This window comes from Burkholderia sp. Bp9143 (assembly GCF_003853645.1).
Classification (GTDB): Bacteria; Pseudomonadota; Gammaproteobacteria; order Burkholderiales; family Burkholderiaceae; genus Burkholderia.
In genome coordinates this window covers 14,266-40,744 of the sequence record NZ_QTPO01000031.1, presented here as the reverse complement: position 1 = coordinate 40,744, position 26,479 = coordinate 14,266, and the positions used below count along the sequence as shown (strand labels likewise).

At 66.1% G+C, this 26,479-nt stretch carries 25 protein-coding genes and 1 tRNA gene; 20 read left to right on the top strand and 6 right to left on the bottom strand.

Going from position 1 to position 26,479, the window contains the following annotated elements:
* Positions 1 to 23: 23 nt before the first annotated feature.
* The 10 genes from rsmB (at position 24) to DIE23_RS22775 (ending at position 9,371) form a co-directional block, all read left to right on the top strand.
* Positions 24 to 1,412, top strand: a complete 1,389-nt coding sequence (gene rsmB, locus DIE23_RS22820; RefSeq protein ID WP_124614216.1) for a 16S rRNA (cytosine(967)-C(5))-methyltransferase RsmB — start codon at positions 24 to 26, stop codon at positions 1,410 to 1,412.
* The gene (locus DIE23_RS22815) at positions 1,409 to 1,999 is read left to right on the top strand and encodes a DUF4390 domain-containing protein (protein ID WP_124614215.1); all 591 of its coding nucleotides are present in this window, start codon (positions 1,409 to 1,411) and stop codon (positions 1,997 to 1,999) included. The genes rsmB and DIE23_RS22815 overlap by 4 nt, the downstream gene beginning before the upstream one ends.
* Entirely contained in the window at positions 1,989 to 4,403 is a 2,415-nt protein-coding gene (gene esaS, locus DIE23_RS22810) for a sensor histidine kinase EsaS (protein WP_124614214.1), read from the top strand. Before DIE23_RS22815 ends, esaS begins: the two co-directional genes overlap by 11 nt.
* Complete coding sequence (gene esaR, locus DIE23_RS22805; RefSeq protein ID WP_124614213.1) at positions 4,404 to 5,105, top strand: response regulator transcription factor EsaR; 702 nt, start codon at positions 4,404 to 4,406, stop codon at positions 5,103 to 5,105.
* Between the two features lie 62 nt (positions 5,106 to 5,167).
* Positions 5,168 to 5,243, top strand: a tRNA-Phe gene (locus DIE23_RS22800).
* A 349-nt stretch (positions 5,244 to 5,592) separates the two neighbouring features.
* Complete coding sequence (gene queC, locus DIE23_RS22795) at positions 5,593 to 6,327, top strand: 7-cyano-7-deazaguanine synthase QueC (protein ID WP_124614212.1); 735 nt, start codon at positions 5,593 to 5,595, stop codon at positions 6,325 to 6,327.
* A 75-nt stretch (positions 6,328 to 6,402) separates the two neighbouring features.
* Positions 6,403 to 7,035 carry a 7-carboxy-7-deazaguanine synthase gene (queE, locus tag DIE23_RS22790; protein ID WP_124614211.1) on the top strand — a complete coding sequence of 211 codons (633 nt, stop codon included), beginning with the start codon at positions 6,403 to 6,405 and terminating at the stop codon, positions 7,033 to 7,035.
* 18 nt (positions 7,036 to 7,053) lie between these two features.
* Complete coding sequence (gene queD, locus DIE23_RS22785) at positions 7,054 to 7,506, top strand: 6-carboxytetrahydropterin synthase QueD (RefSeq protein ID WP_014895699.1); 453 nt, start codon at positions 7,054 to 7,056, stop codon at positions 7,504 to 7,506.
* A gap of 306 nt (positions 7,507 to 7,812) precedes the next feature.
* Positions 7,813 to 8,598: an HpcH/HpaI aldolase/citrate lyase family protein gene (locus DIE23_RS22780; RefSeq protein WP_014895700.1), complete on the top strand. Its 786-nt coding sequence runs from the start codon at positions 7,813 to 7,815 to the stop codon at positions 8,596 to 8,598.
* Positions 8,595 to 9,371, top strand: coding sequence for a tetratricopeptide repeat protein (locus DIE23_RS22775; protein WP_124614210.1), 777 nt, complete (start codon positions 8,595 to 8,597; stop codon positions 9,369 to 9,371). The genes DIE23_RS22780 and DIE23_RS22775 overlap by 4 nt, the downstream gene beginning before the upstream one ends.
* Before the next feature lie 103 nt (positions 9,372 to 9,474).
* Here the strand turns inward: DIE23_RS22775 and rodA are convergent, their stop codons facing one another.
* The 5 genes from rodA to DIE23_RS22750 form a co-directional block, all read right to left on the bottom strand.
* Positions 9,475 to 10,623: a rod shape-determining protein RodA gene (rodA, locus tag DIE23_RS22770; RefSeq protein ID WP_124614209.1), complete on the bottom strand. Its 1,149-nt coding sequence runs from the start codon at positions 10,621 to 10,623 to the stop codon at positions 9,475 to 9,477.
* 11 nt (positions 10,624 to 10,634) lie between these two features.
* The gene (mrdA, locus tag DIE23_RS22765; protein WP_124614208.1) at positions 10,635 to 12,920 is read right to left on the bottom strand and encodes a penicillin-binding protein 2; all 2,286 of its coding nucleotides are present in this window, start codon (positions 12,918 to 12,920) and stop codon (positions 10,635 to 10,637) included.
* 400 nt (positions 12,921 to 13,320) lie between these two features.
* Entirely contained in the window at positions 13,321 to 13,833 is a 513-nt protein-coding gene (gene mreD, locus DIE23_RS22760; RefSeq protein ID WP_124614207.1) for a rod shape-determining protein MreD, read from the bottom strand.
* On the bottom strand, positions 13,830 to 14,897 hold the full coding sequence (gene mreC, locus DIE23_RS22755) for a rod shape-determining protein MreC (protein ID WP_124614206.1): 1,068 nt from the start codon (positions 14,895 to 14,897) through the stop codon (positions 13,830 to 13,832). Before mreC ends, mreD begins: the two co-directional genes overlap by 4 nt.
* A 139-nt stretch (positions 14,898 to 15,036) precedes the next feature.
* The gene (locus DIE23_RS22750; RefSeq protein ID WP_004189550.1) at positions 15,037 to 16,080 is read right to left on the bottom strand and encodes a rod shape-determining protein; all 1,044 of its coding nucleotides are present in this window, start codon (positions 16,078 to 16,080) and stop codon (positions 15,037 to 15,039) included.
* A gap of 367 nt (positions 16,081 to 16,447) precedes the next feature.
* On the opposite strand from DIE23_RS22750, the gene gatC reads away from it, so the two are divergent.
* The 9 genes from gatC to DIE23_RS22705 all read left to right on the top strand — a co-directional run bounded on the left by gatC (position 16,448) and on the right by DIE23_RS22705 (position 24,140).
* Entirely contained in the window at positions 16,448 to 16,747 is a 300-nt protein-coding gene (gene gatC, locus DIE23_RS22745) for an Asp-tRNA(Asn)/Glu-tRNA(Gln) amidotransferase subunit GatC (RefSeq protein ID WP_124614205.1), read from the top strand.
* A gap of 69 nt (positions 16,748 to 16,816) precedes the next feature.
* Entirely contained in the window at positions 16,817 to 18,307 is a 1,491-nt protein-coding gene (gatA, locus tag DIE23_RS22740; protein WP_124614204.1) for an Asp-tRNA(Asn)/Glu-tRNA(Gln) amidotransferase subunit GatA, read from the top strand.
* Between the two features lie 2 nt (positions 18,308 to 18,309).
* Positions 18,310 to 19,782, top strand: coding sequence for an Asp-tRNA(Asn)/Glu-tRNA(Gln) amidotransferase subunit GatB (gene gatB / locus DIE23_RS22735; protein ID WP_124614203.1), 1,473 nt, complete (start codon positions 18,310 to 18,312; stop codon positions 19,780 to 19,782).
* Positions 19,783 to 19,908: 126 nt separating this feature from the next.
* On the top strand, positions 19,909 to 20,748 hold the full coding sequence (locus DIE23_RS22730) for a polyphosphate kinase 2 family protein (protein WP_124614202.1): 840 nt from the start codon (positions 19,909 to 19,911) through the stop codon (positions 20,746 to 20,748).
* A 49-nt stretch (positions 20,749 to 20,797) separates the two neighbouring features.
* Complete coding sequence (locus tag DIE23_RS22725) at positions 20,798 to 21,571, top strand: exodeoxyribonuclease III (RefSeq protein WP_124614201.1); 774 nt, start codon at positions 20,798 to 20,800, stop codon at positions 21,569 to 21,571.
* Positions 21,572 to 21,891: 320 nt separating this feature from the next.
* Positions 21,892 to 22,272, top strand: coding sequence for a PAAR domain-containing protein (locus DIE23_RS22720; RefSeq protein ID WP_124614200.1), 381 nt, complete (start codon positions 21,892 to 21,894; stop codon positions 22,270 to 22,272).
* Positions 22,265 to 22,810 (top strand): PAAR domain-containing protein, encoded by a 546-nt coding sequence (locus tag DIE23_RS22715; protein WP_124614199.1) that lies wholly within the window; start codon positions 22,265 to 22,267, stop codon positions 22,808 to 22,810. The genes DIE23_RS22720 and DIE23_RS22715 overlap by 8 nt, the downstream gene beginning before the upstream one ends.
* A complete protein-coding gene (locus DIE23_RS22710) occupies positions 22,807 to 23,421 on the top strand; it encodes a hypothetical protein (RefSeq protein WP_124614198.1) in 615 nt (204 codons plus the stop codon). The genes DIE23_RS22715 and DIE23_RS22710 overlap by 4 nt, the downstream gene beginning before the upstream one ends.
* Positions 23,418 to 24,140 carry a hypothetical protein gene (locus DIE23_RS22705; RefSeq protein ID WP_124614197.1) on the top strand — a complete coding sequence of 241 codons (723 nt, stop codon included), beginning with the start codon at positions 23,418 to 23,420 and terminating at the stop codon, positions 24,138 to 24,140. Before DIE23_RS22710 ends, DIE23_RS22705 begins: the two co-directional genes overlap by 4 nt.
* A gap of 101 nt (positions 24,141 to 24,241) precedes the next feature.
* Here the strand turns inward: DIE23_RS22705 and DIE23_RS22700 are convergent, their stop codons facing one another.
* Positions 24,242 to 25,294: an NAD(P)-dependent alcohol dehydrogenase gene (locus DIE23_RS22700; RefSeq protein ID WP_124614196.1), complete on the bottom strand. Its 1,053-nt coding sequence runs from the start codon at positions 25,292 to 25,294 to the stop codon at positions 24,242 to 24,244.
* Positions 25,295 to 25,523: 229 nt separating this feature from the next.
* On the opposite strand from DIE23_RS22700, the gene DIE23_RS22695 reads away from it, so the two are divergent.
* Positions 25,524 to 26,468, top strand: coding sequence for an AraC family transcriptional regulator (locus DIE23_RS22695; protein WP_124614195.1), 945 nt, complete (start codon positions 25,524 to 25,526; stop codon positions 26,466 to 26,468).
* The last annotated feature ends 11 nt before the right edge of the window (positions 26,469 to 26,479 follow it).

The following is a 26,479-nucleotide window of genomic DNA, read 5'->3' as shown; positions in this document are numbered from 1 at the left end:
GCCCGTTTGCCGATTTTGCTCCGATGACACGAACCCGTTCCTCCGCTCAGTCCTCATCCGGCCGCCCTGCGCGCCTGTCCGCGGTGCATCTCGCGCCCGATTCGCTGGGCTTTGCGCTCGACGCGGCCGCGCAGGCAGTCGATGCGGTGCGGCGCGGCACCGCGCTGCCGGCGGCACTGGCCGCGGTGTTCGCGCAGATGCCGGCCGGCGCGCAGGCGCTGGCGCGCGGCGCGACGCAGGACGTCGCGTACCGGACGATGCGCCGCCTCGGCACCGCGGACTGGCTGATCGGCAAACTCGTCAGCAAGGCGCCGCCCGCGCACGTGCAGGCGGTGCTCGCCGGCGCGCTCGCGTTGCTGCTCGATCCGGAAGAATCGGCTGCGTATCCGGCGTTCACGATCGTCGACCAGGCCGTGACCGTGATCGGCGCACGGCGCGAATATGCGTTCGCGAAGGGGCTGGTCAACGCGGTGCTGCGCCGTTTCCAGCGTGAACGCGACGCGCTCGTCGCGGCGCTGCAGGACGATCCGGTCGCCCGCTGGAACTACCGCCCGTGGTGGATCGATGCGGTGAAGCGCGCGTGGCCGGACGCATGGCAGGCGATCCTCGCGGCCGGCGAGCGCCAGGGGCCGCTGACGCTGCGCGTGAACGCGCGTCACGCGACCGTCGATGTATATCTCGACACGCTGCGTGCGAACGGAATCGACGCGATCGCGATCGGCCGCCATGCGGTGCGGCTCGCGTCGGCGCTTCCCGTCGATCGCATTCCGGGCTTCGCCGATGGCGTCGTGTCGGTGCAGGATGCCGGCGCGCAACTCGCGGCCGAATGGCTCGGCGCGCGTGACGGCATGCGCGTGCTCGACGCGTGCGCGGCACCGGGCGGCAAGACCGGCCATATCCTCGAGCTTGCCGACGCGGACGTCGTCGCGCTCGAAAGCGACGCGACCCGTGCTGCGCGCATCGGCGAGAACCTCGCACGCCTGTCGCTCGCGGCGGACGTGCGCGTCGGCGATGCCGGCGCGCCGGACGCGTGGTACGACGGCCGTCCGTTCGATCGCATCCTCGCCGACGTGCCGTGCTCCGCGTCGGGCATCGTGCGCCGTCATCCCGACATCCGCTGGCTGCGCCGCGAAGCCGACATCGCCGCGCTCGTCGCGGAACAGCGCCGCATCCTGACGGCGTTGTGGCCGCTCGTGAAGCCGGGCGGCGAACTGCTCTATGTGACCTGTTCGATCTTTCCCGAGGAGGGCGAATTGCAGGCCCGCTGGTTTGAAGCGTCCTGTGAAGATGCGGTACGATTGGACGCGCCCGGCCAACTGCTGCCGGGCGGCGTGCACGGCGGGGCGGCCGGCGCACGCGACCAGAACACCGATCACGACGGATTTTTCTACGCGCGGTTTCAGAAACGGTGACGATCAAACACCTTTTTCCACTTCGGCTCGCGGCCGTCCTGCTGGTCGCGCTGGCGCTGTGCCTGACTGTCGTTCGGCAGGCGCGCGCCGAGTCGATCGCCGTGCAGCGCGCATCGCTGCAGGCTGACGGAAGCGGCTGGAGTCTCGATGCCCGCTTCGATTTCGAGCTGAATCCGAACCTCGAGGATGCCGTCAACAAGGGCATCCCGCTTTACTTCACGACCGACTTCGAACTGGGCCGCGCGCGCTGGTACTGGTTCGACGAGCAGCCGGTGTCGGTGTCGCAGACGATCCGGCTGTCGTTCCAGCCGCTCACGCGCGAGTACCGCGTGTCGACGGGCGGGCTGCAGCTCGGGTTCCCGTCGCTGAAGGACGCGCTCGCGGTGGTCCGGCACATCACGTCGTGGCATGTGATCGACCGCAACCAGGTGCGCGCCGGTGAAACCTATACGGCCTCGGTGCGGATGCAGCTCGATACGGCGCTGATGCCGAAGCCGTTCCAGGTCGACGCGGTGAACAACCGCGACTGGACGCTCGGGTCGGACTGGAAGCGCTTTACTTTCACGGTGACCGAACGTGCTAAATAAAGTGCGCCGCGCGGCCAGCGGGAAGAGCCTCCTCGTTCGCGTGATCGTCTCGACCGTCGCGATCACCGCGCTGCTGCTGCTCGTGCTGCTCGCGGCCGCGAGCGCGAACACCGAATTCTTCGACCGCTACTACTCGTGGCTGTACGCGATGAACATCATCGTCGCGCTCGTGTTCCTGCTGGTGGTGCTCGGGCTGATCGGGATGATCGTCGCGCGCCTGAGGAAGGGCAAGTTCGGCACGCGGCTGCTCGCGAAGCTCGCGGTGTTCTTCGCACTCGTCGGCGTGGTGCCGGGCGGCATCATCTACATCGTGTCGTACCAGTTCGTGTCGCGCAGTATCGAGTCGTGGTTCGACGTGAACGTCGAGACCGCGCTGACGGCCGGTCTGAACCTCGGCCGCGGGATGCTCGACGCGTCGCTGTCGGACCTGCAGACGAAGGCGCGGCTGATGTCCGACCAGCTTGCGAGCGTCGATGCGAATACGAACGGCACGACGCTCACGCTCTTGCGCCTGCGTGACCAGTTCGGCGTGCAGGACGCGACGATCGTCGAGCCGAGCCGCGGCGGCTCCGGCGCGGCGCCCGACCTGCACATCGTCGCGCAGGCATCGGGCAATTTCGCCGCGCTGATTCCGGACGACCTGCCGACGCCGCTGATGCTGAGCCAGGCGCGCGAACACGGCGCGTACGCGGCGATCGAGGGCGAAGTGGACGGCGATCCGCGCGCGCACGGCGCGAAGGGCGCGTTGCGGCTGCGCGTCGTGCGGCCGATTCCCGATGCGACGACGTCGCTGCTGCAGCCGGCGGAGCGGTTCCTGCAGCTCACGCAGCCGGTGCCGCCCACGCTCGCGCACAACGCCGACGCGGTGCAGCGCGCGTATCGCGAGTACCAGGAAAAGTCGCTCGGCCGCACCGGGCTGCGCAAGATGTACATCGGCACGCTGACGCTCGCGCTGTTCCTCGCGACCTTCATCGCGATGATGCTCGCGCTCGCGCTCGGCCAGCAGCTCGCGCGGCCGCTGTTCCTGCTCGCGCAGGGGACGAAGGAGATCACCGAAGGCGACTACACGCCGAAGCGCGAGATCAAGTCGCGCGACGAGCTCGGCTTCCTCACGCAGTCGTTCAACGCGATGACGCGCCAACTGTCCGAGGCGCGGCTCGCGGTCGAGAAGAACCGCGTCGCGCTCGAGCATTCGAAGACGTATCTCGAGAGCATCCTCGCGAACCTGACCGCCGGCGTGTTCGTGCTCGACCGCCAGTTCCGGCTGACGACGGCCAACCGCGGCGCCGAGCGGATCTTCCGGCAGCCGTTCAGCGCGATGATCGGCACGGCGCTCGACCGGATCGGCGTCGTGGCGGAATTCGGCGCGATGGTGCGCAAGGCGTTCGCCGATCGCGAGGCGGCTTCCGACGACGGCAGCGGCGATCGCGGTCACTGGCAGCAGCAGTTCGCGATCGAGGTGCCGGGCGAAGCCGATCCGCTGACCCTGCTCGTGCGCGGCACGCGCCTCGTGTCGACGGTCGAGGGCGAGGCCGACGATCCGCAGACGTCCGGCTACGTCGTCGTGTTCGACGACATCTCCGACGTGATTTCCGCGCAGCGTTCGGTCGCATGGGGCGAGGTCGCGCGGCGGCTCGCACACGAGATCAAGAATCCGCTGACGCCGATCCAGCTGTCGGCCGAGCGGCTGCAGATGAAGCTGTCCGACAAGCTCGCGCCGCAGGATGCGGACGTGCTCAAGCGCGGCGCGACGATGATCGTCAACCAGGTGGCCGCGATGAAGCGGATGGTCGACGACTTCCGCGAATATGCGCGCACACCGCCCGCGGTGCTCGCGAACCTGCAGTTGAACGAACTGGCGAGCGAAGTGCTCGGGTTGTATGGTGTCGGCGAAGGCAAGAGCGCGATCGTCGCCGAACTCGCGCCGTCGCTGCCGGTGATCCGCGGCGACGCGACGCAACTGCGCCAGGTGATTCACAACCTGCTGCAGAACGCGCAGGATTCGGTCGCGGAAGTCGCGCATCCGCGTGTGTTGATCGAAACCAAGACAGTAGAATATGGCGATCCCGACGCCGAGGGCAAAACGCGCGTCGCGGTCCGTCTTACCGTGTCCGATAACGGGCCCGGTTTTCCGGCACGCATCCTGACCCGTGCGTTCGAGCCTTACGTGACGACGAAGGCGAAGGGCACGGGGCTCGGGCTGGCCACGGTCAAGAAAATCGTCGACGAGCACGGCGCGCGGATCGATCTGCGCAATCGCATGCACGGCGAGACCGTCGAGGGTGCGCAGGTGTCGATCCTGTTCCTGCAGATGGCGAGCGATACGCCAGATGCCGAATCCGGCGCGCAGGGCGGGACGGCTCCCGCTAAGACAAAAGCAAGTGTGCAGACAAAGGCAGCGTAAATGGCAACCATCCTGGTGGTAGATGATGAAATGGGCATCCGGGAATTGCTCTCGGAGATCCTCAGCGATGAAGGGCATGTCGTCGAGGCGGCGGAGAACGCGCAGGCCGCGCGGGAATACCGTCTGAATCAGGCGCCCGATCTCGTGCTGCTCGATATCTGGATGCCCGATACCGACGGCGTCACGCTGCTCAAGGAATGGGCGGCGCAGGGCCTGTTGACGATGCCCGTGATCATGATGTCCGGGCACGCGACGATCGACACGGCCGTCGAGGCGACGAAGATCGGCGCGCTCGATTTTCTCGAGAAGCCGATCGCGCTGCAGAAGCTGCTGAAGTCCGTCGAACACGGTCTCGCGCGCGGCGCTGCACCGGTGTCCGTCAACGCGGCGGCGAAGGGAGGTGTCGGCCAGGCGTCGGGCCCGGCGGCGGTCGCGTCCGCGGCCGCGCTACCGACGCTCGGCGACGACATGGCGGCGGCGCTCGGCCTCGCGGGCCAGACGGCCGCGATTCCGTTCGACATCCCGTTGCGCGAAGCGCGCGACGCGTTCGAGCGCGCGTACTTCGAATATCACCTCGCGCGCGAGAACGGCAGCATGACGCGCGTCGCGGAGAAGACGGGCCTCGAGCGCACTCACCTGTATCGCAAGCTCAAGCAGCTGGGCGTCGAGCTTGGCAAGAAGCCGTCGGAAGGCGTCGCATAAAAATATTTTGCGAAAACCCTTGCGCAAGTGAAGAGGGCTGGATATACTTTCTCTTCTTCGTTGGCCCGGTAGCTCAGTTGGTAGAGCAGCGGATTGAAAATCCGCGTGTCGATGGTTCGATTCCGTCCCAGGCCACCAGCAGTTCCAACCCCAAGAATCGGAAGGTTCTTGGGGTTTTTCGTTTGTGGTGGTTGGCGTGGTATCGGTGGCGCGTCCGGCAGCATTCGCCGGGGCATGATAAAATCCGTGCCCGCTCAATGACTTAGCACATCGCTTCATGCGCACGGCAGGGCTGCCCGCAGGCGCCGCCGTGACGATCGGCAACGATGCCGCGCGATGGGCGGTATAAGCGCGCCGCCGCGTTCGCAGCCGATCGCGCTGCCTATACTGGTCGAGCCGGCGCAGGTCGGCACGCGTCGGGCCGCCCGGCGGCAGCCGGCCCCGGGGCGCAGCGCGACGCGAGCCTATACATTCACGGAGTATCACGGTGATTCGGACAGACGCTAAAGACGGCGCGCTCGTGTTGTTTTCCGGCGGGCAGGACTCGGCCACGTGCGTGGCCTGGGCCCTGGAGCGCTACCAGACGGTCGAGACGCTCGGCTTCGATTACGGCCAGCGCCACCGCGTCGAACTCGAATGTCGCGAAAGCGTGCGCGACGCGCTGAAGCGCCAGTTTCCCGCTTGGGCCGACCGTCTCGGCGACGATCACATGATCGACCTGTCGGTGCTCGGCGCGATCAGCGATACCGCGATGACGCGCACGATCGAGATCGAAACCGCGGCGAACGGCTTGCCGAATACGTTCGTGCCGGGCCGCAACCTGCTGTTCATGACGATCGCGGCCGCGATTGCCTATCGCCGCGGATTGCGCGTGCTGGTCGGCGGAATGTGCGAGACCGATTTCTCGGGCTATCCCGACTGCCGCGACGACACGATGAAGGCGCTGCAGGTCGCGCTGAACCTCGGGATGGACACGCGCGTCGTGCTCGAGACGCCGCTGATGTGGCTCGACAAGGCGCAGACCTGGCAACTCGCCGAGCAGCTCGGCGGCGAGGCGCTCGTCGAGCTGATCCGTGTCGAGACGCACACGTGCTACGTGGGCGAGCGCGCGGAACTGCACGACTGGGGCTTCGGCTGCGGCGAATGCCCGGCCTGCAAGCTGCGCAAGCGCGGCTACGAGGCCTACCTGAAGGGCGAGCGGGTGACCGAAGCGCCGCTGTGATGCGGTTGCGCCGGCAGCGCTTGATGGATAACGGATTCTGATCGACAACGAGCGGCGCGAGCCGGACGAAGCACGATGACTTACGCGGTCAAGGAAATTTTCTACACGTTGCAGGGCGAGGGCGCGAACGCGGGCCGTCCGGCCGTGTTCTGCCGGTTCGCCGGCTGCAATCTGTGGTCGGGCCGCGAAGAGGATCGGGCGGAGGCCGTGTGCCGCTTCTGCGACACGGACTTCGTCGGCACCGACGGCGAGAACGGTGGCAAGTTCAAGGACGCCGAGGCACTCGTCGCGACGATCGCCGGCCTGTGGCCGGACGGCGAGGCGCGCCGCTTCGTCGTCTGCACGGGCGGCGAGCCGATGCTGCAGCTCGACCAGCCGCTCGTCGACGTACTGCACGCGGCGGGCTTCGAGATCGCGATCGAGACCAACGGCTCGCTGCCGGTGCTCGAGACGATCGACTGGATCTGCGTGAGCCCGAAGGCCGATGCGCCGCTCGTCGTCACGAAGGGCAACGAACTGAAGGTCGTGATCCCGCAAGACAACCAGCGGCTTGCCGACTACGCGAAGCTCGATTTCGAGTATTTTCTCGTGCAGCCGATGGACGGCCCGTCGCGCGATCTCAACACCAAGCTCGCGATCGACTGGTGCAAGCGGCATCCGCAGTGGCGGCTGTCGATGCAGACCCACAAATATCTGAACATTCCCTGAGCCACGGCTTTTGACATCGTGCTGATTACCCGAAAACTCGAATTCGACGCGGGCCACCGCATTCCCGATCACCGCAGCCAGTGCAGGAACCTGCACGGCCATCGCTACGTGCTCGAAGTCACGCTGCGCGGCGATCTCGTCGATACCGAGGGGGCGCCCGACCGCGGCATGGTGATGGATTTCGCCGACGTGAAGGCGCTCGCGGTCGAGCACCTCGTCAACAAGTGGGATCACGCGTTCCTGGTCTACGCGCGCGACGAAGTCGTGCGCTCGTTCCTCGAGCAGATGGCCGATCACAAGACCGTCGTGATCGACCGGATCCCGACCGTCGAGAACCTCGCGGCGATCGCATTCGACATCCTCGCGAACGTGTACGACGCGCACTACGGCGTGAACCTGCGTCTGGAACGCGTGCGTCTGTACGAAACGCCAAACTGCTGGGCCGACGTCGAGCGCCAGCCCGGCCGCTGATCCTGTCTTCCCGTTAGCCCCGCCAGCCGGCGCGGGCTGCCTGCCACCGTGCCGGGCGGCCTCGTCCGGCGCCGCTCCCCGCCTGTTCCCACATTCCGTGTAACGCCGCGCTATGATCGTTGCGTGGCACCGGAAAACGCATCCGTGCGCCGTCGCGCGGCCCGCGCTGTCAGATCGGCCGCCCACGGCCGACTGACGTTCCTGGGCCCGGTCCGGCGCCGCCGGGCATGGCGGTCCGGCGTGTCGCGCCCGCTTCGCCTGTTGCTTGTCCCGTTCGATTGCCGTTCCGTCCAGGAGGCCGTATCGATGAGCACGCTCACCAATTCCCTCAAACAACGTCTGCACGACGGCGACGAGCCGCTGTACGGCCTGTGGCTGTCGCTCGGCTGCGATTCGGCCGCGGAAGCGCTCGCGCATGCCGGCTACGACTGGCTCTGCATCGACATGGAGCATGCGCCGAACGACAGCCGCGACGTCGCATCGCAACTGCGCGCGCTGGCCGCCGCGCACCTGCCGAGCGAGCCCGTCGTGCGCGTGCCGGGGCGCGAGCCGTGGCTCGTGAAGCGCGCGCTCGACGCCGGCGCGCGCACGCTGATGTTCCCGTGCATCGAGACGCCTGACGAGGCCGCGCACGCGGTACGGCTCACGCGCTTCCCGTCGCCGGATTCCCCGGACGGGCTGCGCGGCGTGGCCGGCATGGTGCGCGCGGCGGCGTTCGGCATGCGCCGCGATTACCTGCAGACGGCCAACGCGCAGGTTGCGGTGATCGTGCAGATCGAATCGGCGCGCGGGATCGACGAAGTCGAACGGATCGCCGCGACGCCGGGCGTCGACTGCCTGTTCATCGGCCCGGCCGATCTGGCGGCGAGCCTCGGGCATCTCGGCGACAGCCGCCACCCGGACGTCGAGACCGCGATGGCGCGCGTGCTCGCGGCCGGCAAGCAGGCTGGCGTCGCGGTCGGCATCTTCGCGAGCGATACGGCGACTGCGCGCCAGTATCGCGAGGCCGGCTACCGGATGATCACGCTGTCGGCCGATGTGAGCTGGCTGCTGCGCGCGACGCGCCAGGCGTTGCAGGAGGTGCGGTCATGAACGGTGGTGATGGCGCGGGGCCCGGACGTACGCGGCGTACGATCGGCGTACGCGGGCGGATCGGCGCGATGCTCGGGCTGTGGGCCGTATGCGTCGCGGCGCTTGCGCAGAATGCGTCGCACGCGAAGCCTGATCCGGCGCGCGAGACGCAATCGGCGGTGGCCGACTACAACGCCGGCGATTATCGTGCGGCGCTGGTGCAGTTCCACGACGCGGCCGAACGCGGCGACCGGCTCGCGCAGTTCAATTACGCGATGATGCTGCTCACCGGCGTCGGCGTGACCGCGAACGTCGACGAAGGGCTGCGCTGGCTGAAGCGGGCGGCCGACGCGAACATGTCGCACGCGCAGTACGTGTACGGGCGAATGTTCGACGACGGCGAGTTCGTCGCGCGCAATCCGGCCGAAGCGCACCGCTGGTTCCTGCGCGCGGCGAAGCAGGGACACGTGCAGGCCGAGTTGTCGCTCGCGAACCAGTTCCTCGACGGGCGCGGCACGCCGCGCGACAACCGGCAGGCATTCGCGTGGTACAAGCAGGCGGCCGACGCGGGCGAGCCGACCGCGCAGTACGTGACCGCGTCCTTCTACGAACGCGGCGGCGACGGCGTCACGCAGAACCTGAACATCGCGCGTGCGTACTACGCGGCCGCGGCGGCGCAGGGCGACGAGACGGCCGGGCTGAAATTCAAGGAGCTGAGCGCGCGGCTGAAGACGCAGGAGCCGGCATCGGGTGCCGGTGCGGACCATGGGAGTCCGCGCGCGCCGCCGCAGTGAGTGGGCGCTGCCCGCTGCATTCTGCCTGGTCAATGAAAAACGGCGCCCGAGGCGCCGTTTTTCATTGCTGCGAGTGCTCGCGGCTGCGTGCCGCGCCGCGTCGTCAGCTCTTCATCAGCCGCCGCTGCCGCCCGACGCTCATGATCATCCCGATCGCGACGCCGAGCGTCGCGAGCGCGGTGCCGCCGTAGCTCATGAACGGCAACGGCACGCCGACGACGGGCAGCACGCCGCTCACCATCCCGATGTTGACGAACGCATAGACGAAGAACGCGAGCGTGAGCGAGCCCGCGAGCAGCCGGCCGAACAGCGTCGCGCCCTGCGCGGCGATGTAGAGCCCGCGCGCGATCAGCGCCATGTACAGCGTCAACAGCACAAGGCCGCCGGCGAGCCCCCATTCTTCCGAGAACACCGCGAAGATGAAGTCGGTGTGCTTCTCCGGAATGAATTCGAGGTGGGCCTGCGTGCCCTTCAGGTAGCCCTTGCCGAGCGCGCCGCCCGAGCCGATCGCGATCACGGCCTGGATCGTGTGGAAGCCCTTGCCGAGCGGGTCGGAAGTCGGGTCGAGCAGCGTGCACACGCGGTGCTTCTGGTAGTCGTGCATCAGCGGCCACTGCACTTCGGGCTGGCAGATGCGCTCTTCGAACACGGCGATCGAGCCGACCGCGATCACGCCCGCGACGAGCACCGGCACGATCAGCTTGAACGACAGGCCGGCGAGGTAGATCACGAAGAAGCCGGCTGCGAACACGAGCAGGCCCGTGCCGAGGTCGGGCTGCTTCGCGATCAGGCCGACCGGCACCAGCAGGATCCCGAACGCGGCGATGAAGTCGTACCAGCGCAGCCCACCTTCGCGGCGCTGGTAGTACCACGCGAGCATCAGCGGTGTCGCGATCTTGAGGATCTCCGACGGCTGGATCACGACGCCGACGTTCAGCCAGCGCTTCGCGCCCTTCTTGGTCATCCCGAACAGTGCGACCGCGACCAGCAGCGCGACCCCGAACGTATAGAGCGGGACCGCGAAGCGCATCAGCGTGGTTGGCGGAATGTTGGCGATTACCCACATCAGCACGAACGTCAGCAGGATATTGCGCAACTGGTCCTCGACGCGGCCCGGCATGTCGATCGCCGCGCTGTACAGCGTGACGATGCCGACACACAGCAGCAGGAACACGATGAGGGCGAGCGGGCGGTCGAAGCCCGCGAACATCTGCTTGATCTTGTCGAGCCAGGCGCGCTTGTCGAATTGCATGCCTATCTCCGTTAATGAGCGGTGCCGGCATTTGCCGCTTTCGCGGCGGCCGTGGCACGGGAGTTGTCGTCGCGTGGCGCCGTGGCGAGCGGCTGCGCATCACTGGCGGGCCGGCGCGGCCGGTGCGGGCGCCGGATCGGCGGCAGGCTCGCGGCCCTCGGCGCCGCGGCGCTCGCGTCGGACGCCTGCGCCGCGCTCGCGCCGGCTGCGCCCGACGCATCGGGTGCCGATGCGGCCGATGCCGCATCCGCCGCGCTGGCCGCGTTCGGCACGACCGGCTGCGGCAGCGCGGTGAAGCCGGCTGCGACGACGGCGGGCTTCACCGCGTCGCCGATCACGGGCGCGCTCACCGGCTCGGTTGCCGACGCGGCCGCGGCCACGGCTGCGGCCTCGTTCTGCGGATTCTGGCGCTCGACGAGGTAATAGTCGAGCACGCGGCGCGCGATCGGGCCTGCGGCCTGCGCGCCCCAGCCGCCGTTCTCGACGACCAGCGCGAGTGCGATCTGCGGATGGTCGACGGGTGCGTAGGCGATGAACAGCGCGTGGTCGCGCAGGTGCTCGGCAAGCAGGTGGCCCTTGTAGTTCGAGCCCTGCAGCGAGAACACCTGCGCGGTACCGGTCTTGCCGGCGGCGAGGTACGGCGCGCCGCGGAACACCTTGTACGCGGTGCCGGACGGGTTCTCGATCACGTTCTCCATCCCGCGCTTCACGACGTCGATGTCGGCCTGCTTGAGCGGGATCGTTTCGCTTTCCTTCGGCACCGTCAGATGGCGCGCGCGCGTGATCGGATCCTCGACTTCCTTCACGAGGTGGGGCTTCATCACGACGCCGTTGTTCGCGAGTGTCGCGGTGGCATGCGCGAGCTGCAGGATCGTGTACGAGTTGTAGCCCTGGCCGATCCCGAGGCTGATCGTCTCGCCGTCGAACCACTTCTGTTGCGCGGCCTTCTTGAACGCCTTCTTCTTCCAGTCGGTCGACGGCAGGATCCCGCGTGCCTCACCCTGGATGTCGATGCCGGTGATCTGGCCGAAACCGAACGGCTTCATGAAGTTCGCGATCGCGTTCACGCCGAGGTCGCGCGCGAGCATGTAGAAGTAGGTGTCGTTCGACACCATGATCGCCTTGTTCATGTCGACCCAGCCCTGGCCCGAGCGCACGTCGTTGCGGAACGTGTGGCCGCCGAACGTGAAGTAGCCGGGATCCTGGAAGCCCCAGCCCGGCGTGCGCTTGCCGAGCGTCAGGCCGGCCAGCGCCATGAACGGCTTGTACGTCGAGCCGGGCGGGTAGGTGCCGTGCAGCGGGCGGTTCAGGAGCGGCTTGTCGGACGAGTTGTTCAGCTCGTCCCAGGTCTGCTGGTCGATGCCGTCGACGAACGAGTTCGGGTCGAAGCTCGGCGACGACACGAACGCGAGCACGTCGCCCGTCTTCGGCTCGATCGCGACGAGCGCGCCGCGCTTGCCGGCGAACGCCTGCTCGGCGACCTGCTGCAGCGCGATGTCGAGCGACAGCACGAGGTTGTTGCCGGGCGTCGCCTGCGTGCGCGACAGCGTGCGCACGGGCCGGCCGCCGGCCGTCACCTCGACTTCCTCGAAGCCCGTGAGGCCGTGCAGCTCGGTTTCGTAGCTCTGCTCGACGCCGATCTTGCCGATGTAGTCGGTGCCCTTGTAGTTGTTCGCGTCGCGGCGCGGATCGTAGTGTTCCTGGTCGCTGTCGTTGTCGTCGCTCATCGCGTCGATGCGATCCTGGTCGCGCTTCGAGATCCGGCCGATGTAGCCGATCACATGCGCGGCCGTCATGCCGAGCGGGTACTGGCGGAACAGCCGCGCGCGCACGTCGACGCCGGGGAAGCGGAAGCGCTGCGCGGTGAAGCGCGCGACTTCCGCGTCGGTGAGGCGGGTGCGGATCGGCAGGCTCTCGAAGTTCTTCGAGTCTTCCTGCAGCTTCTTGAAGCGGCGGCGGTCGCGCGCGTCGATCGGGATGATCTCGGACAGCTTGTCGATCGTGTTGTCGAGCGTGTCGTTGAGCTTCGACGGCGTGATCTCGAGCGTGTACGCGGAATAGTTCTTCGCGAGGACCACGCCGTTGCGGTCGGTGATGATCCCGCGGTTCGGCACGATCGGCGCGACCGAGATGCGGTTTTCCTCGGCCTGCAGCGCGTATTTGCCGTGCTGCATCAGCTGCAGATAGAAGAAACGGCTTGCGAGCAGCCCGAAGCACACGAACACGAACACGCCCGCCGCCGCGACGCGCAGGCGGAACTTCGAGAGCTGCTGTTGGGTGTCGTTGAATTCGGTCATGCCTAGGGTCTATTTACATATGGAACGTGCATGCGTTGCCACGAGAACGGCCGCTCGCGAGGCGCGCGACGCCGCGAATACTGACGTATTCGCAAGGAGCGCAACGCGGCGAGCGGCCGTTCTCGTGGCAACCCCAAATTTAAAATTCATTCCACGGGAATGCCCGAAATCGCTCGTATGGCGGCGTCGCTCGTCACTTGTTTGGCGCGGCCAAACGGCGCTCCTCACTTCTTGCCCTCCGAGCGATTTCGGGCATTCGCATGTACGTTCCATATGTAAATAGACCCTAAGGTCGATCCGGCCCGTGCGCGGCGCACGCGCGCGGGCGAGGGGCCGCCCCGGAGCGCGGCGCGCGGCGGGCGTGGGGGCGGCGGGTATTCAAGGTCGGTCCTGGTGCGGCTCAGATGGGGCGCGTATCGTCCGGGTCGACCGGGCGGCGTTGCGGCATCAGCAGCAGGTGGCTCGCGATCGGCCACAGCGCGGCCTCGACGAAACCATCCACCAAATAGCGCCAGCCGGGAAACGCCGCACCCATCACGAGGCGGATCACGAACGGCACCAGTTGCGCGACGACGAGCAGCGGCGTGACGTACAGCACCTGCACGCCGATCGGCATCCACAGCACGCGGCGATGGATCGTAATCGCGCCGTACGACAGCAGCGTATAGGCGAGCGCGTGCTCGCCGAGCAGCCCCGCGTCATGCACGTCCATCAGGATGCCGAGCGCGAACGCGACGCCCATCCCGACCTTGCGCGGCTGGTGGATGTTCCAGAACAGCAGCACGACCGCGACGAAGTCGGGCACGCCGGGCAGGCGGCCCCACGGCATCAGGTTCAGCAGGAACGCGGCGGCGAGGCTGAAGACGATGAAGTACGGGTTGACCGGCTGCAGGATGTATTGCGGACGGTTCATCGCTGGGCTCCTGGTTGCCCGGCCGCGGGCTTCGCGGGCGCGGCGGCGGGCTTGGCCGGAGCGGCGGGCGCAGCCGGTGCGGGTTTCGCGCCGGGCGCGGCCGCGGCGGCCGGCTTCGCGTTCGCGTCGGCCTTCTCGGCTTTCTCGCCCTTCGCGGCGGCCTTGGCGCCCTTCTTGCCCTTCGCGTTCTTGTCGGCGGCCGGATCGGGCTCGGCCGGACGCGGCGGGACGTCGTTCTGGTAATGCAGCACGAGCATCTGGCGCGCACCGCGCACGGCGGCGACCGGCGCGCAGGTCACGCGCGCGAACGCGGTATCGGCGAGCTTGTCGACGCGAACGACCTTCGCGACCGGCAGGCCCGGCGGGTACACGCCGTCGAGGCCGCTCGTGACGAGCTCGTCGCCCGCGACAAGGTCCGAACTCGTCGGCACGAAGCGCAGATCGAGCGAATCGCCCTTCGGCGTGCCGTAGATCACGCTGCGCAGGCCGGTGCGCAGCACCTGCACGGGAATCGCGAGATCGCGGTCGGTGATCAGCGTGACTTCGGCCTGCAGCGGGAACACGCGCGTGATCTGGCCGATCACGCCGTCCTCGCTGACGACCGGCGAGCCGTTCTGGATGCCTTGCTGCGAACCCTGCCCGATCACGATCTTCTGCGTGAACGGGTCGCTCGTGTCGTACTGGATCTCGACCGGCGTCGATTGCGTCGCGATGTGCTGGCGCAGCTCGAGCACCGCGCGCAGATGCGTGTTTTCCTGCGTGAGCACGGCGGCCTGGTTGGCCTGCGTGGACAGCTGCAGGTTGCGCTTGCGCAGCGCGTCGTTCTCGTGGCGCAGCGATGCACCCGTGACGGCGATGTCGGCCGCGCCCATGAACAGGTCGCGCGGCACGAGCGCCGCGCGCTGCAGCGGATACAGCACGGTGCCGAGCACGCCGCGGACGATTTCGAGCGTGCTGAAGCGCGCGTCCGATACGAGGAGCGCGATGGCGAGGGCGACGAAGAAGATGAGCCGCGCGAGCGCGGGCGGACCTTGCTTGAAGAGGGGCGGCGGACTGTATTCCATGGTCGGCGCCGGGCGCGTGGTGATCGGTTAAATGATGCTCAGACGCGCAAACGGCGTGGCGGTTCGTTCTGAACGAGCGATCCGGCCACGCCGCGGGTGCGTCATATCAAACGGGACTGCTTAGGCGATCACTCGGCGATCACTCGTACGAGAAGATGCTGCCCAGCTTGTCCATGCGTTCGAGCGCCATGCCCGAACCACGTACGACGCAGGTGAGCGGATCTTCGGCGACGAGCACCGGCAGGCCGGTTTCTTCCGCGAGCAGGCGGTCGAGGTCGCGCAGCAGTGCGCCGCCGCCCGTCAGCATCATCCCGCGCTCGGCGATGTCGGCGCCGAGTTCCGGCGGCGTTTGCTCGAGGGCGATCTTCACCGACGACACGATCTGGTTCAGCGGATCGGTCAGCGCTTCGAGGATTTCGTTGCTGGAGATCGTGAAGCTGCGCGGAATGCCTTCCGACAGGTTGCGGCCCTTCACTTCCATTTCCTTGACTTCGGAGCCCGGGAACGCGGAGCCGATTTCCTTCTTGATCGCCTCGGCGGTCTGTTCGCCGATCAGCATCCCGTAGTTGCGGCGGATGTAGTTGACGATCGCTTCGTCGAACTTGTCGCCGCCGACGCGCACCGAGCCCTTATAGACGATGCCGCCGAGCGAGATCACGCCGACTTCGGTCGTGCCGCCGCCGATGTCGACGACCATCGAGCCGGTGGCTTCCGACACCGGCAGGCCCGCGCCGATCGCGGCCGCCATCGGCTCCTCGATCAGGTAGACCTGCGATGCGCCGGCGCCGTGCGCGGCTTCCTTGATCGCGCGGCGCTCGACCTGGGTCGAGCCGCACGGCACGCAGATGATGATGCGCGGCGACGGCGAGAACATGCGCGACTCGTGGGCCGTCTTGATGAACTGCTTGATCATCTGCTCGGTGACGGTGAAGTCGGCGATCACGCCGTCCTTCATCGGGCGGATCGCCTCGATGTTGCCCGGCACCTTGCCGAGCATCTGCTTGGCTTCCTTGCCGACCGCCTGGATCGTCTTCTTGCCGTTGGGGCCGCCTTCCTGGCGGATCGACACGACCGACGGCTCATCGAGCACGATGCCCTTGCCGCGCATGTAGATCAGGGTGTTTGCGGTGCCGAGGTCGATCGCCAGATCGTTGGAGAAGTAGCTGCGCAAAAAACCGAACATTCAGAATCCTGTTTCGCTCTGGGCCGGCCCTGCATAGCGAGCGCTGAGGGCGGCAGCGGAAAAAATAACAGCCTCGGGAAGCGTGGCGGAAGCGGCCGCCGCGGCGCACGAAGCTGCGAGTGATGTCTACCGGGGATCGCACGAAGCACGCACGGCTTGCCGAAGCGGGGCGAAACGGTGCGGGAAAAGGCTGCCGGGTTTGGGTCGAACGCGTAATGATACCTTATAATTTCACGGTATTTGAATCGAAACGGACGGTATTTTTGCCGCTTCGGCCCCGATTTTTGAGGGTGGGATCGCACCCTCCAACCCCCCGCTGCAGCGCGGTTTTTGATGCGCTGCGCAGCCTTGTTTTTCCGGTGATCGCATGGCCCTGACCCTGACCGATGTGAAACGCATCGCGCACCTGGCGCGACTCGAAATGGCCGACGCCGACGCCGAGCATACGCTCGGCCAGCTCAATGAATTCTTCGGCCTCGTCGAGCAGATGCAGGCGGTCGACACCGCCGGCATCGCACCGCTCGCCCACCCGATCGAACAGATCCAGGAAGTCGCGCAGCGCCTGCGCGACGACGCCGTGACGGAAGTCGTCCATCGCGACGACAACCAGCGTCCGGCGCCGGCCGTCCAGGACGGCCTCTATCTCGTGCCGAAGGTGATCGAGTAAGCATTCGATGAGAAGTGCGCCGGCCGGCTTGCGCCGCGCGCCACCCAGAATTCCCAGGAAAACCACTCAATGCACGCAAAAAGCCTGACCGAACTGCGCGCTGCGCTCGCCGCCAAGGAATGCTCGGCCGTCGAGCTCGCGCAGCTCTACCTGAAACGGATCGACGCGGCACGCGACCTGAACGCGTTCGTCCAAGTCGACGCCGACCTCACCCTCGCGCAGGCGAAGGCCGCCGACGCCGAACTCGCGCGCGGCGCGGGCGGCGCGCTGACCGGCCTGCCGATCGCGCACAAGGACGTGTTCGTCACGCGCGGCTGGCGCTCGACCGCCGGCTCGAAGATGCTCGCGAACTACGAGAGCCCGTTCGACGCGACCGTCGTCGCCCGCCTGCAGGCGGCCGGCATGGTCACGCTCGGCAAGACCAACATGGACGAGTTCGCGATGGGCTCGTCGAACGAGAACTCCGCGTTCGGCGCGGTGAAGAACCCGTGGGACACCAATGCTGTGCCGGGCGGCAGCTCGGGCGGCAGCTCGGCGGCCGTCGCCGCGCGCCTCGCGCCGGCCGCGACCGGCACCGACACCGGCGGCTCGATCCGCCAGCCCGCGTCGTTCGCGGGCGTGACGGGCATCAAGCCGACCTACGGCCGCGTGTCGCGCTACGGGATGATCGCGTTCGCGTCGTCGCTCGACCAGGGCGGCCCGATGGCGCAGAGCGCGTCCGACTGCGCGCTGCTGCTGAACGCGATGGCCGGCTTCGACGAGCGCGACTCGACGAGCCTCGAGCGTGACGACGAGGATTTCACTCGCCACCTCGGCCAGCCGTGGGCGGCCGGCAACGACGCCGGCAAGCCGCTCGCGGGGCTGCGCATCGGCCTGCCGAACGAGTATTTCGGCGACGGCCTCGCCGACGACGTGCGCGCGTCGATCGACGCCGCACTCAAGCAATATGAAGCGCTCGGCGCGACGCTCGTGCCGGTGTCGCTGCCGAAGACGGAACTGTCGATCCCCGTGTACTACGTGATCGCACCGGCCGAGGCCTCGTCGAACCTGTCGCGTTTCGACGGCGTGCGCTTCGGCCACCGCGCCGCGCAGTACGGCGACCTGCTCGACATGTACAAGAAGTCGCGCGCCGAAGGCTTCGGCCCCGAGGTGAAGCGCCGGATTCTGGTCGGCACCTACGTGCTGTCGCACGGCTACTACGACGCGTACTACCTGCAGGCGCAGAAGATCCGCCGCATCATCGCGCAGGATTTCCAGGAGGCGTTCAAGTCCTGCGACGTGATCATGGGCCCGGCGTCGCCGACGGTCGCATGGGATCTCGGCGCGAAGGGCGACGATCCGGTGCAGATGTATCTCGCGGATATCTACACGCTGTCGGTGAGCCTCGCCGGCCTGCCGGGCATGAGCGTGCCGTGCGGTTTCGGCGACGGCGCGAACGCGAAGCGCCCGGTCGGTCTGCAGATCATCGGCAACTATTTCAACGAAGCCCGGATGCTGCAGGTCGCCGACGCGTTCCAGCGCGCGACCGACTGGCACAAGCAAGTTCCGGCGGGGGTGTAAGCATGACTCAATGGGAAGTCGTCATCGGTCTCGAGACGCACGCGCAACTGTCGACCGTCTCGAAGATTTTCTCCGGCGCCTCGACGCAGTTCGGCGCGGAGCCGAACACGCAGGCCTGCCCGGTCGACCTGGCGCTGCCGGGTGTGCTGCCGGTGCTGAACCGCGGCGCGGTCGAGCGGGCGATCCGCTTTGGCCTCGCGATCGGCTCGACCATCGCGCCGCGCAGCATCTTCGCGCGCAAGAATTATTTCTACCCCGATCTGCCGAAGGGCTATCAGATCAGCCAGTACGAGATTCCGGTCGTGCAGGGCGGCCAGATCACGATCCAGGTGCCCGCCAACGAAAAGGCCGGCAAGCAAGCGTACGAGAAGACGGTCAACCTGACCCGCGCGCACCTCGAGGAAGATGCGGGCAAGTCGCTGCATGAAGACTTCGCCGGGATGACCGGGATCGACCTGAACCGCGCGGGCACGCCGCTGCTCGAGATCGTCACCGAGCCGGAAATGCGCAGCGCGGCCGAGGCCGTGGCGTATGCGAAGGCGCTGCATGCGCTCGTCGTGTGGCTCGGCATCTGCGACGGCAACATGCAGGAAGGCTCGTTCCGCTGCGACGCGAACGTGTCGGTGCGCCCGGTCGGCCAGGAGAAGTTCGGCACGCGCGCCGAGATCAAGAACCTGAACTCGTTCCGGTTCCTCGAGGAAGCGATCAATTACGAAGTGCGTCGCCAGATCGAGCTGATCGAGGACGGCGGCGAAGTTGTGCAGGAAACGCGCCTCTACGATCCGGACAAGCGCGAGACGCGTTCGATGCGCAGCAAGGAAGACGCGCACGACTACCGCTATTTCCCCGACCCCGACCTGATGCCGCTCGTGATCGGCCAGGACTGGGTCGAGCGCGTGCAGGCCGGGATGCCCGAACTGCCGGCCGCGATGCAGCAGCGCTTCGTCGAGCAATACGGCGTGTCCGCGTACGACGCGGGCGTGCTGACGTCGAGCAAGGCGATGGCCGCGTACTTCGAGGCCGTGGTCGCGAAGGCCGGCGCGGCGAACGCGAAGATCGCCGCGAACTGGCTGATGGGCGACGTGTCGTCGCAGCTCAATCGCGACGACATCGAGATCGACGCGATTCCGGTCTCGGCCGCACAGCTCGCGCTGGTGCTGCAGCGCATCGCCGACGGCACGATCTCGAACAAGATCGCGAAGGAAATCTTCGCGACGATCTGGGACGAGAAGGCGACCGACGATGCCGCGGCCGACCGCATCATCGACGCGAAGGGCCTGAAGCAGATCTCCGACACCGGTGCGCTGGAAGCGATCATCGACGAGGTGCTCGCGGCGAACGCGAAGTCGGTCGAGGAATTCCGCGCGGGCAAGGAAAAGGCGTTCAATGCGCTGATCGGCCAGGCGATGAAGGCGACCAAGGGCAAGGCGAATCCTCAGCAGGTCAACGAACTGCTGAAGAAGAAACTCGGCTGAACATGGCCGCGCGCCTGAACCGCGCCTGACGACGGGCCGCCGCCGGATTCGTTCGGGGCGGCCCGTCGCTTTGGTGCATGCGTTATCGTGTGCGCGTGTGCATCGCACCGTCCAACGGAGGAACGAATGGCGAAACAACCGTCGCTCGACGATTTCCGCGTGCCGTACAGCACGCGCGAGAAGGAAGCTGCCGCATTCAAGCTCGACGCGTTCGATCCGGCCGCGAAGCCGTTCTCGTCGGGGTCGAAGGATGCCGACCGCGAACGGCTGTCGGCCGTGTCGACCGAGCTCGACGTACAGCAGGAGCGCCTGCACACGCAGCAGAAGAAGCGCGTGCTGCTCGTGCTGCAGGGGATGGACACCAGCGGCAAGGACGGCACCGTGCGCGCGGTGTTCCGCGAGGTCGATCCGCTCGGCCTGCGCGTCGTGCCGTTCAAGGCGCCGACGCCGATCGAGGCCGCGCACGACTTCCTGTGGCGCGTGCATGCGCAGGTGCCGGCCGCGGGCGAGCTCGCGATCTTCAACCGCAGCCACTACGAAGACGTGCTCGTGCCGCGCGTGCTCGACGCGATCGACAGCAAGGAGTGCGAGAGCCGCTACCGCCAGATTCGCGATTTCGAGACGATGCTGTTCGAGAACGGCACGACGATCGTCAAGTGCTTCCTGCACATCTCGAAGGACGAGCAGCGCGCGCGGCTGCAGGCGCGCATCGACGATCCGACCAAGCACTGGAAGTTCGACATCTCCGATCTCGACGCGCGCAAGCACTGGGACGCGTACCAGTCGGCGTACCGCGATGCGCTCGCCGCGACGTCGGCCGAGCATGCGCCGTGGTACGTGATTCCGGCGAACTCGAAGACGCACCGCAACGTGATGATCGCCGAACTGCTGCTGCGCACGATGACCGACATGAAGCTCGAATTCCCGCCGCCGAAGCCGGAGCTCGAAGGCGTGAAGATCCGCTAGGCTGCGATCCTGCAAAAACATCGAACTGAACTGAACAACGGAACCCGACATGATGCGAGTGATTACCGCCAACCTGAACGGCATCCGCTCCGCCGCGAAGAAGGGCTTCTTCGAATGGCTCGGCGAACAGAATGCCGATTGCGTGTGCGTGCAGGAAATCAAGGTATCGGCCGACGACCTGCCGGCCGAATTCGTCGAGCCGCACGGCTTCAGGAGCTACTTCCACCACGCCGAGAAGAAGGGCTACAGCGGCGCGGGCGTGTATAGCCGCCACGAGCCCGATGACGTGATCATCGGCTTCGGCAGCAGCGAATTCGATTCCGAGGGGCGCTACGTCGAGGCGCGCTACGGCAAGCTGTCGGTCGTGTCGGTGTACGTGCCGTCCGGCTCGAGCGGCGAAGAGCGCCAGCAGGCGAAGTACCGCTTCATGGACGAGTTCATGCCGCACCTCGCCGCGCTGAAGAAGAAGCGCGAGGTGATCCTGTGCGGCGACGTGAACATCGTGCACAAGGAAATCGACATCAAGAACTGGAAGAGCAACCAGAAGAACTCGGGTTGCCTGCCGGAAGAGCGCGCGTGGCTCACGCAGCTGTTCGACGATGTCGGTTATGTCGACGTATTCCGCACGCTCGACCCGCGTCCCGAGCAGTACACGTGGTGGAGCAACCGCGGCCAGGCGTACGCGAAGAACGTCGGGTGGCGGATCGATTACCAGATCGCGACGCCGGGCGTGGCCGGCACCGCGAAGAGCACGTCGATCTTCAAGGACATCAAGTTCAGCGATCACGCGCCGCTGACGGTGGATTACGACTACAAGAAGTGATGTGCGGGGCTGCGCATCGCGCGTAGCCGGCACTCCGGATGCAAACGGGCCGCATGCCAAGCATGCGGCCCGTTTCGTTTGGGGCGCGGCGATCATACGTGTGGTCCGGAGTCTATTCGCCTCCAGCGTATGGCAGACACCACTTCTGTGCCGCCGTGATTCATTCGCGTAGCGCTCACATTTTCGAACTCATCCCATATTCACGCCCCCTCGAATTGTGGAGACTGCTCGACGAATATGCGCGTGCTTTCCGAACACGCGAAGCATTCGTCACGGCCATTCGCAGGCCGCGATGATCCGTTCACACAGGAGAACTCGGCATGTCGAAGCAAGCTATCAACGAAACGACGCATCTTTTCGCAACGATCGGCGCGCGAACCGAACGCGGTGGAAAGGTTACACGGGTGTCCACCAATGCTACGGTCGACGATCTGGGGCTTGCAGTAGTTGGCGATATCGTTGCATACGAGGACGGTACAGAGGCCACTATCGTAGACGGAGCCGGTCTTGCCGCTATGTGGGAAGACAGACCGGTTGCACTCGTCGGATCGCATTTGAGTAATGGCGATCGTATCGTGACGGCCGCGCAGGACGCGTTTGGCATTACCGTTCGTGACGGTGAGGAGATTCCTGGACTGTTTGATTCGACGTATTCGCCGACCATGGCTGATGCAGCTCGTACGGGAGGGCGCCATGCGTAAGGCGGCGATTCGGCACGATGACCCTACAACGACGGGCGGAGTCGTCTTCGCCTATTCGTCCACGATTTACGACGATGGAAAGCATGTCGCGCTGAGTGGGGACGAAGCGACGTGCGGCAACTGTGACGGGACATTCAAAATATTCGGAACCGGCAAAGGGATGTCGGAAAAGGGGCGGAATGTTGTTGTTGACGGTGACCTGGTGCTCTGCCCATGCAAAACGAATCGAGTCCTCGTTGGCCTCAATCCAGGAATATTTCTGACAACCTATAGCAATGAAGGATCGTCTGTTGCGAATGCGGTGGCTCAGAATGTAGTCATACTATCCGCAGACTCGGAGGAGGATCTCGAGCACTTTTTCGAGATTGTCGATGCAGTCTCTGGAAAACCTGTTGAAGGAATGAACTACAAGGTGCGGAGCAACGGACGTACGCTTGTCGATAATGCGCCTCTTGCACACGGTAGAACGCAGTCGTTCTCAATGAAAGCGCACCCTGATCTCACCGTCGTAGCTTGGCGTGCCGGGGCGGTGCGATGAGTGAAGAAATTAGCGAAGACTTGCGTCTGCTTGCTGCGATCGCATACGGTGAAGCGTCCGTTGCAAATGATTCGAACGAAATCGGAGGCATCGCCTTTGCTGTCGCAAACAGATGTCGGGCATGGGGCGGGAAGAGCGTATCTCAACTGCGTGCAGCCGATCGAAACTATGCCTATGCCTGGAATGGTGCCAATCAGCGATTCAACAAGCTGATGTCAGCCCCGGACGACAAGCTCGATGCTGACCCCGGGATGAAATTGGCTGTCGAGTGGGCACGCAAAGCCCTGGCAAATGAAGGTCCGGACCCGTCGAATGGTGCGTTTTGGTGGGACGGCCGTGACTTCATGACGGCGTATGCATCACACCCTAAGGTCAAAAACACATTTAAGTGGGGGGCGCCTTCGCACAACATTTTCGATGTGCAGGAGAATCCGGGATTGTTCGTCAAACGATGGAGGGTGGTGAACAAGAAGACCGGAAAGGCAGTTGACGGCGCTGAACGAGGCCGCTATGACTCGGTATGGGTTTCGACCGCAGCCCATGGAAGTACGATTTTCTGGAAATATAATCCCGATTATCTTGGGGCAACGGGAGCCAAGGCGCATCGATGACCATCGTAACGATCTTGGCAGTAGCAGTGGCCCTCTTGGCGCACGATGCCACGGCTGCGTCGTATGACGGCTACGATGCATTCTACGCAGCACGACCAAGCTCCGTATTTCGCGCGCCGGTCGAACGGGAAGTTGACCCGACCAGATCTGGTGCTCACGTACTCTATGCATACCCCGGAAAGCGAGGTGAGTTCGCGGCGTTGCACGCCGAATTGGGGCGAAAGGCACTCGCGCTCGAACTCTGGCAAAACCGCATCGTGGTCAATGGCAGAACGTATCGGTTTGGGCGTGCGAAAGCATTCCCCGGTGAGTACGCGTCCGACATTTTCCCGGACTCGGCCGTTGTGTTCGCCGCCGAGCGAACCAGTGCCCACCCGCCGCTGATCTGCGTGGAGGGTAACGGCAGTGCATCGGGTGAGGCGGCCAGCCGATACCGGCAAGTATTCCTGATGGTGAATCCCTTGGCGCGTAAGCCAACGTTTCTGCAATTGCCTGGACTGCTTTCGTCCTGTCGGGCCGTTGTGGTAACGAACGATGGGAAACTTGCGTTCCCTAAGAACAGCTATCTGCTCGACGATGCGAATGCGGTGCGGACCGGATTGCTGGTCGAGTACTACACGTTCGATGGGCGGCGCTTTGCTCGAACCCACGGTTCGCTCCGGCTCAGATTCGCCACGCCCGAAAATCCGTTTCAATTCTCGCTTCAGGATAGTGACTGACTTACCCATCGAAATCGCGGGCACTATCGAGGTGTCATCCCGCGATATCAGTTCGGCGTGCTCGCGGGTCGGTGCAAGGCCACGCAAGCACGCCTTCAGGCTTACCGCTTGAGCGACGCCATGTCCACCACGAACCGATACTTCACGTCGCTCTTCAGCATCCGCTCGTAGGCGGCGTTGATCTGCTGCATCGGAATCGTCTCGATATCCGACGTGATCCCGTGCTCCGCGCAGAAATCGAGCATTTCCTGCGTTTCCGCGATCCCGCCGATCAGCGAGCCCGCGAGGCGGCGGCGCTTGAAGATCAGGTTGAACACCTGCGGCGACGGATGGTCGTGCTCCGGCGCACCGACGAGCGACATCGTGCCGTCGCGCTTCAGCAAGTGCAGGAACGGGTTCAGGTCGTGCTGCGCGGCGACCGTGTTCAGGATGAAGTCGAAGCTGTTCAGGTGCGCGTTCATCTGCGCTTCGTCTTTCGAGATCACCACTTCGTGGGCGCCAAGCCGCTTGCCGTCCTCGATCTTCGACGGCGACGTCGTGAACAGCACGACGTGCGCGCCCATCGCGCGCGCGAGCTTCACGCCCATGTGGCCGAGGCCGCCGAGGCCGACGATCCCGACCTTCTTGCCGGGCCCGACGTTCCACTGGCGCAGCGGCGAGTAGGTCGTGATCCCCGCGCACAGCAGCGGCGCGGCACCGGCCGGGTCCAGCGTCTCCGGCACGCGCAGCACGAACGCCTCGTCGACGACGAGTTGCGTCGAATAGCCGCCGTACGTGACGTCGCCGGTCACGCGGTCCTGGCCGTTGTAGGTGCCGACGAAGCCGTTCTCGCAATACTGCTCGAGGCCTTCCGCGCAGCTCGGGCAGGTGCGGCACGAATCGACGAGACAGCCGACGCCGACCAGCTCGCCGACCTTGAAGCGCGTCACTTGCGGGCCGGTCGCGGTCACGCGGCCGACGATTTCATGGCCCGGCACGACCGGGTAGATCGTGTTGCGCCATTCGTTGCGGGCCTGATGCAGGTCCGAGTGGCAGACGCCGCAGTAGAGCACCTCGATCTGGACGTCGAGGTCGCGCAGCGCGCGGCGCTGGAATTCGAACGGGGCGAGCGGCGAGCGCGCATCGGTCGCCGCGTAAGCGTAAGTTGTGCTCATGCAGGGGGCTCCTTGTCCGGGAAAAACGTCCGGCGAATCAGACTGCCGCCGCATCATGTGGCGACGCGGCGAGACAGGTGCCCATCGTAAGGAGCCGGCCGCTTCGGCGAAATACACGAAGGTCTCGAAGATTTGCCTATTCCTCTCGAATTGCACGCGAACGGCCGTCAAAATGCTTTCAAGGTGCTACATTGCGAGCCTGATTCTCTTGCCGGACAGGACGACGCCGATGAGCTTCCAGCCCCTTTTCGACGACTCGGGCGACCGTGTGCGGCGCCGCATGATCGAGCTGCATTCGCGCCTCGCGCCGAACGAGGGCGATACGCTGGCGGCGCTCGACGGCGTGCGCTTCATCCGGGTGAGCCGTCCCGTGCCGCGCATGCCGGTGCTGTACGAACCGAGCATCATCGTCGTGTGCCAGGGCCGCAAGCTCGGCTATCTCGGCGACCGCTCGTTCGTCTACGACGCGCAGCAGTATCTCGTGCTGTCGGTGCCGCTGCCGTTCGAATGCGAGACCTTCGCGAGCATGGACGAGCCGTTTCTCGCGATCTCGATCCGCGTCGATCTCGCGGTGATCGCCGAGCTCGCGATCCTGCTCGACGAGACGCTCGGCGCGGCGGTCAGCGAGCCGCACGGTGTCTATTCGACGCCGCTCGATGCGCCGCTCGCCGACGCGGTGGTGCGGCTGCTCGAAGCGCTCGCGTCGCCGCACGACACGTGCGTGCTCGGGCCGGCGATCATGCGCGAGATCGCGTACCGCGTGCTGACGGGCGCACAGGGCGACGCGATTCGGGCGGCGCTCGCCCAGCAACATCATTTCGGCCGCATCGCGAAGGCGCTGCGGCGCATCCATGCGGACCTGAAGGCCGATCTCGACGTCGAGACGCTCGCGCGCGAAGCCGGGATGAGCCTCGCGGTGTTCCACGCGCAGTTCAAGCACGTGACGGCGACGTCGCCGATGCAGTATGTGAAGGCCGCGCGCCTGCACCAGGCGCGGTTGATGATGGTGCAGGACGGCGTCGGGGCGGGGACTGCCGCCGCGCGGGTCGGCTATGCGAGCGCGTCGCAGTTCAGCCGCGAGTTCAAGCGGCTGTTCGGCCGTAGCCCGGGAGACGACGTGCGCTGGATGCGCGAAAGCGGCAGCCGGCCGGCCGAATCGGAAGTCGGTGCATAGCGCCCGGCGTC

What these genes read in the sequence shown, in the direction of transcription:
- rsmB (WP_124614216.1), top strand. Translation starts at nt 24, where the DNA reads ATGACACGAACCCGTTCCTCCGCTCAGTCCTCATCCGGCCGCCCTGCG.
- esaR (WP_124614213.1), top strand. Translation starts at nt 4,404, where the DNA reads ATGGCAACCATCCTGGTGGTAGATGATGAAATGGGCATCCGGGAATTG.
- queE (WP_124614211.1), top strand. Translation starts at nt 6,403, where the DNA reads ATGACTTACGCGGTCAAGGAAATTTTCTACACGTTGCAGGGCGAGGGC.
- DIE23_RS22780 (WP_014895700.1), top strand. Translation starts at nt 7,813, where the DNA reads ATGAGCACGCTCACCAATTCCCTCAAACAACGTCTGCACGACGGCGAC.
- DIE23_RS22775 (WP_124614210.1), top strand. Translation starts at nt 8,595, where the DNA reads ATGAACGGTGGTGATGGCGCGGGGCCCGGACGTACGCGGCGTACGATC.
- rodA (WP_124614209.1), bottom strand. Translation starts at nt 10,623, where the DNA reads ATGCAATTCGACAAGCGCGCCTGGCTCGACAAGATCAAGCAGATGTTC.
- mrdA (WP_124614208.1), bottom strand. Translation starts at nt 12,920, where the DNA reads ATGACCGAATTCAACGACACCCAACAGCAGCTCTCGAAGTTCCGCCTG.
- mreD (WP_124614207.1), bottom strand. Translation starts at nt 13,833, where the DNA reads ATGAACCGTCCGCAATACATCCTGCAGCCGGTCAACCCGTACTTCATC.
- mreC (WP_124614206.1), bottom strand. Translation starts at nt 14,897, where the DNA reads ATGGAATACAGTCCGCCGCCCCTCTTCAAGCAAGGTCCGCCCGCGCTC.
- DIE23_RS22750 (WP_004189550.1), bottom strand. Translation starts at nt 16,080, where the DNA reads ATGTTCGGTTTTTTGCGCAGCTACTTCTCCAACGATCTGGCGATCGAC.
- gatC (WP_124614205.1), top strand. Translation starts at nt 16,448, where the DNA reads ATGGCCCTGACCCTGACCGATGTGAAACGCATCGCGCACCTGGCGCGA.
- gatA (WP_124614204.1), top strand. Translation starts at nt 16,817, where the DNA reads ATGCACGCAAAAAGCCTGACCGAACTGCGCGCTGCGCTCGCCGCCAAG.
- gatB (WP_124614203.1), top strand. Translation starts at nt 18,310, where the DNA reads ATGACTCAATGGGAAGTCGTCATCGGTCTCGAGACGCACGCGCAACTG.
- DIE23_RS22730 (WP_124614202.1), top strand. Translation starts at nt 19,909, where the DNA reads ATGGCGAAACAACCGTCGCTCGACGATTTCCGCGTGCCGTACAGCACG.
- DIE23_RS22725 (WP_124614201.1), top strand. Translation starts at nt 20,798, where the DNA reads ATGATGCGAGTGATTACCGCCAACCTGAACGGCATCCGCTCCGCCGCG.
- DIE23_RS22720 (WP_124614200.1), top strand. Translation starts at nt 21,892, where the DNA reads ATGTCGAAGCAAGCTATCAACGAAACGACGCATCTTTTCGCAACGATC.
- DIE23_RS22715 (WP_124614199.1), top strand. Translation starts at nt 22,265, where the DNA reads ATGCGTAAGGCGGCGATTCGGCACGATGACCCTACAACGACGGGCGGA.
- DIE23_RS22710 (WP_124614198.1), top strand. Translation starts at nt 22,807, where the DNA reads ATGAGTGAAGAAATTAGCGAAGACTTGCGTCTGCTTGCTGCGATCGCA.
- DIE23_RS22705 (WP_124614197.1), top strand. Translation starts at nt 23,418, where the DNA reads ATGACCATCGTAACGATCTTGGCAGTAGCAGTGGCCCTCTTGGCGCAC.
- DIE23_RS22700 (WP_124614196.1), bottom strand. Translation starts at nt 25,294, where the DNA reads ATGAGCACAACTTACGCTTACGCGGCGACCGATGCGCGCTCGCCGCTC.
- DIE23_RS22695 (WP_124614195.1), top strand. Translation starts at nt 25,524, where the DNA reads ATGAGCTTCCAGCCCCTTTTCGACGACTCGGGCGACCGTGTGCGGCGC.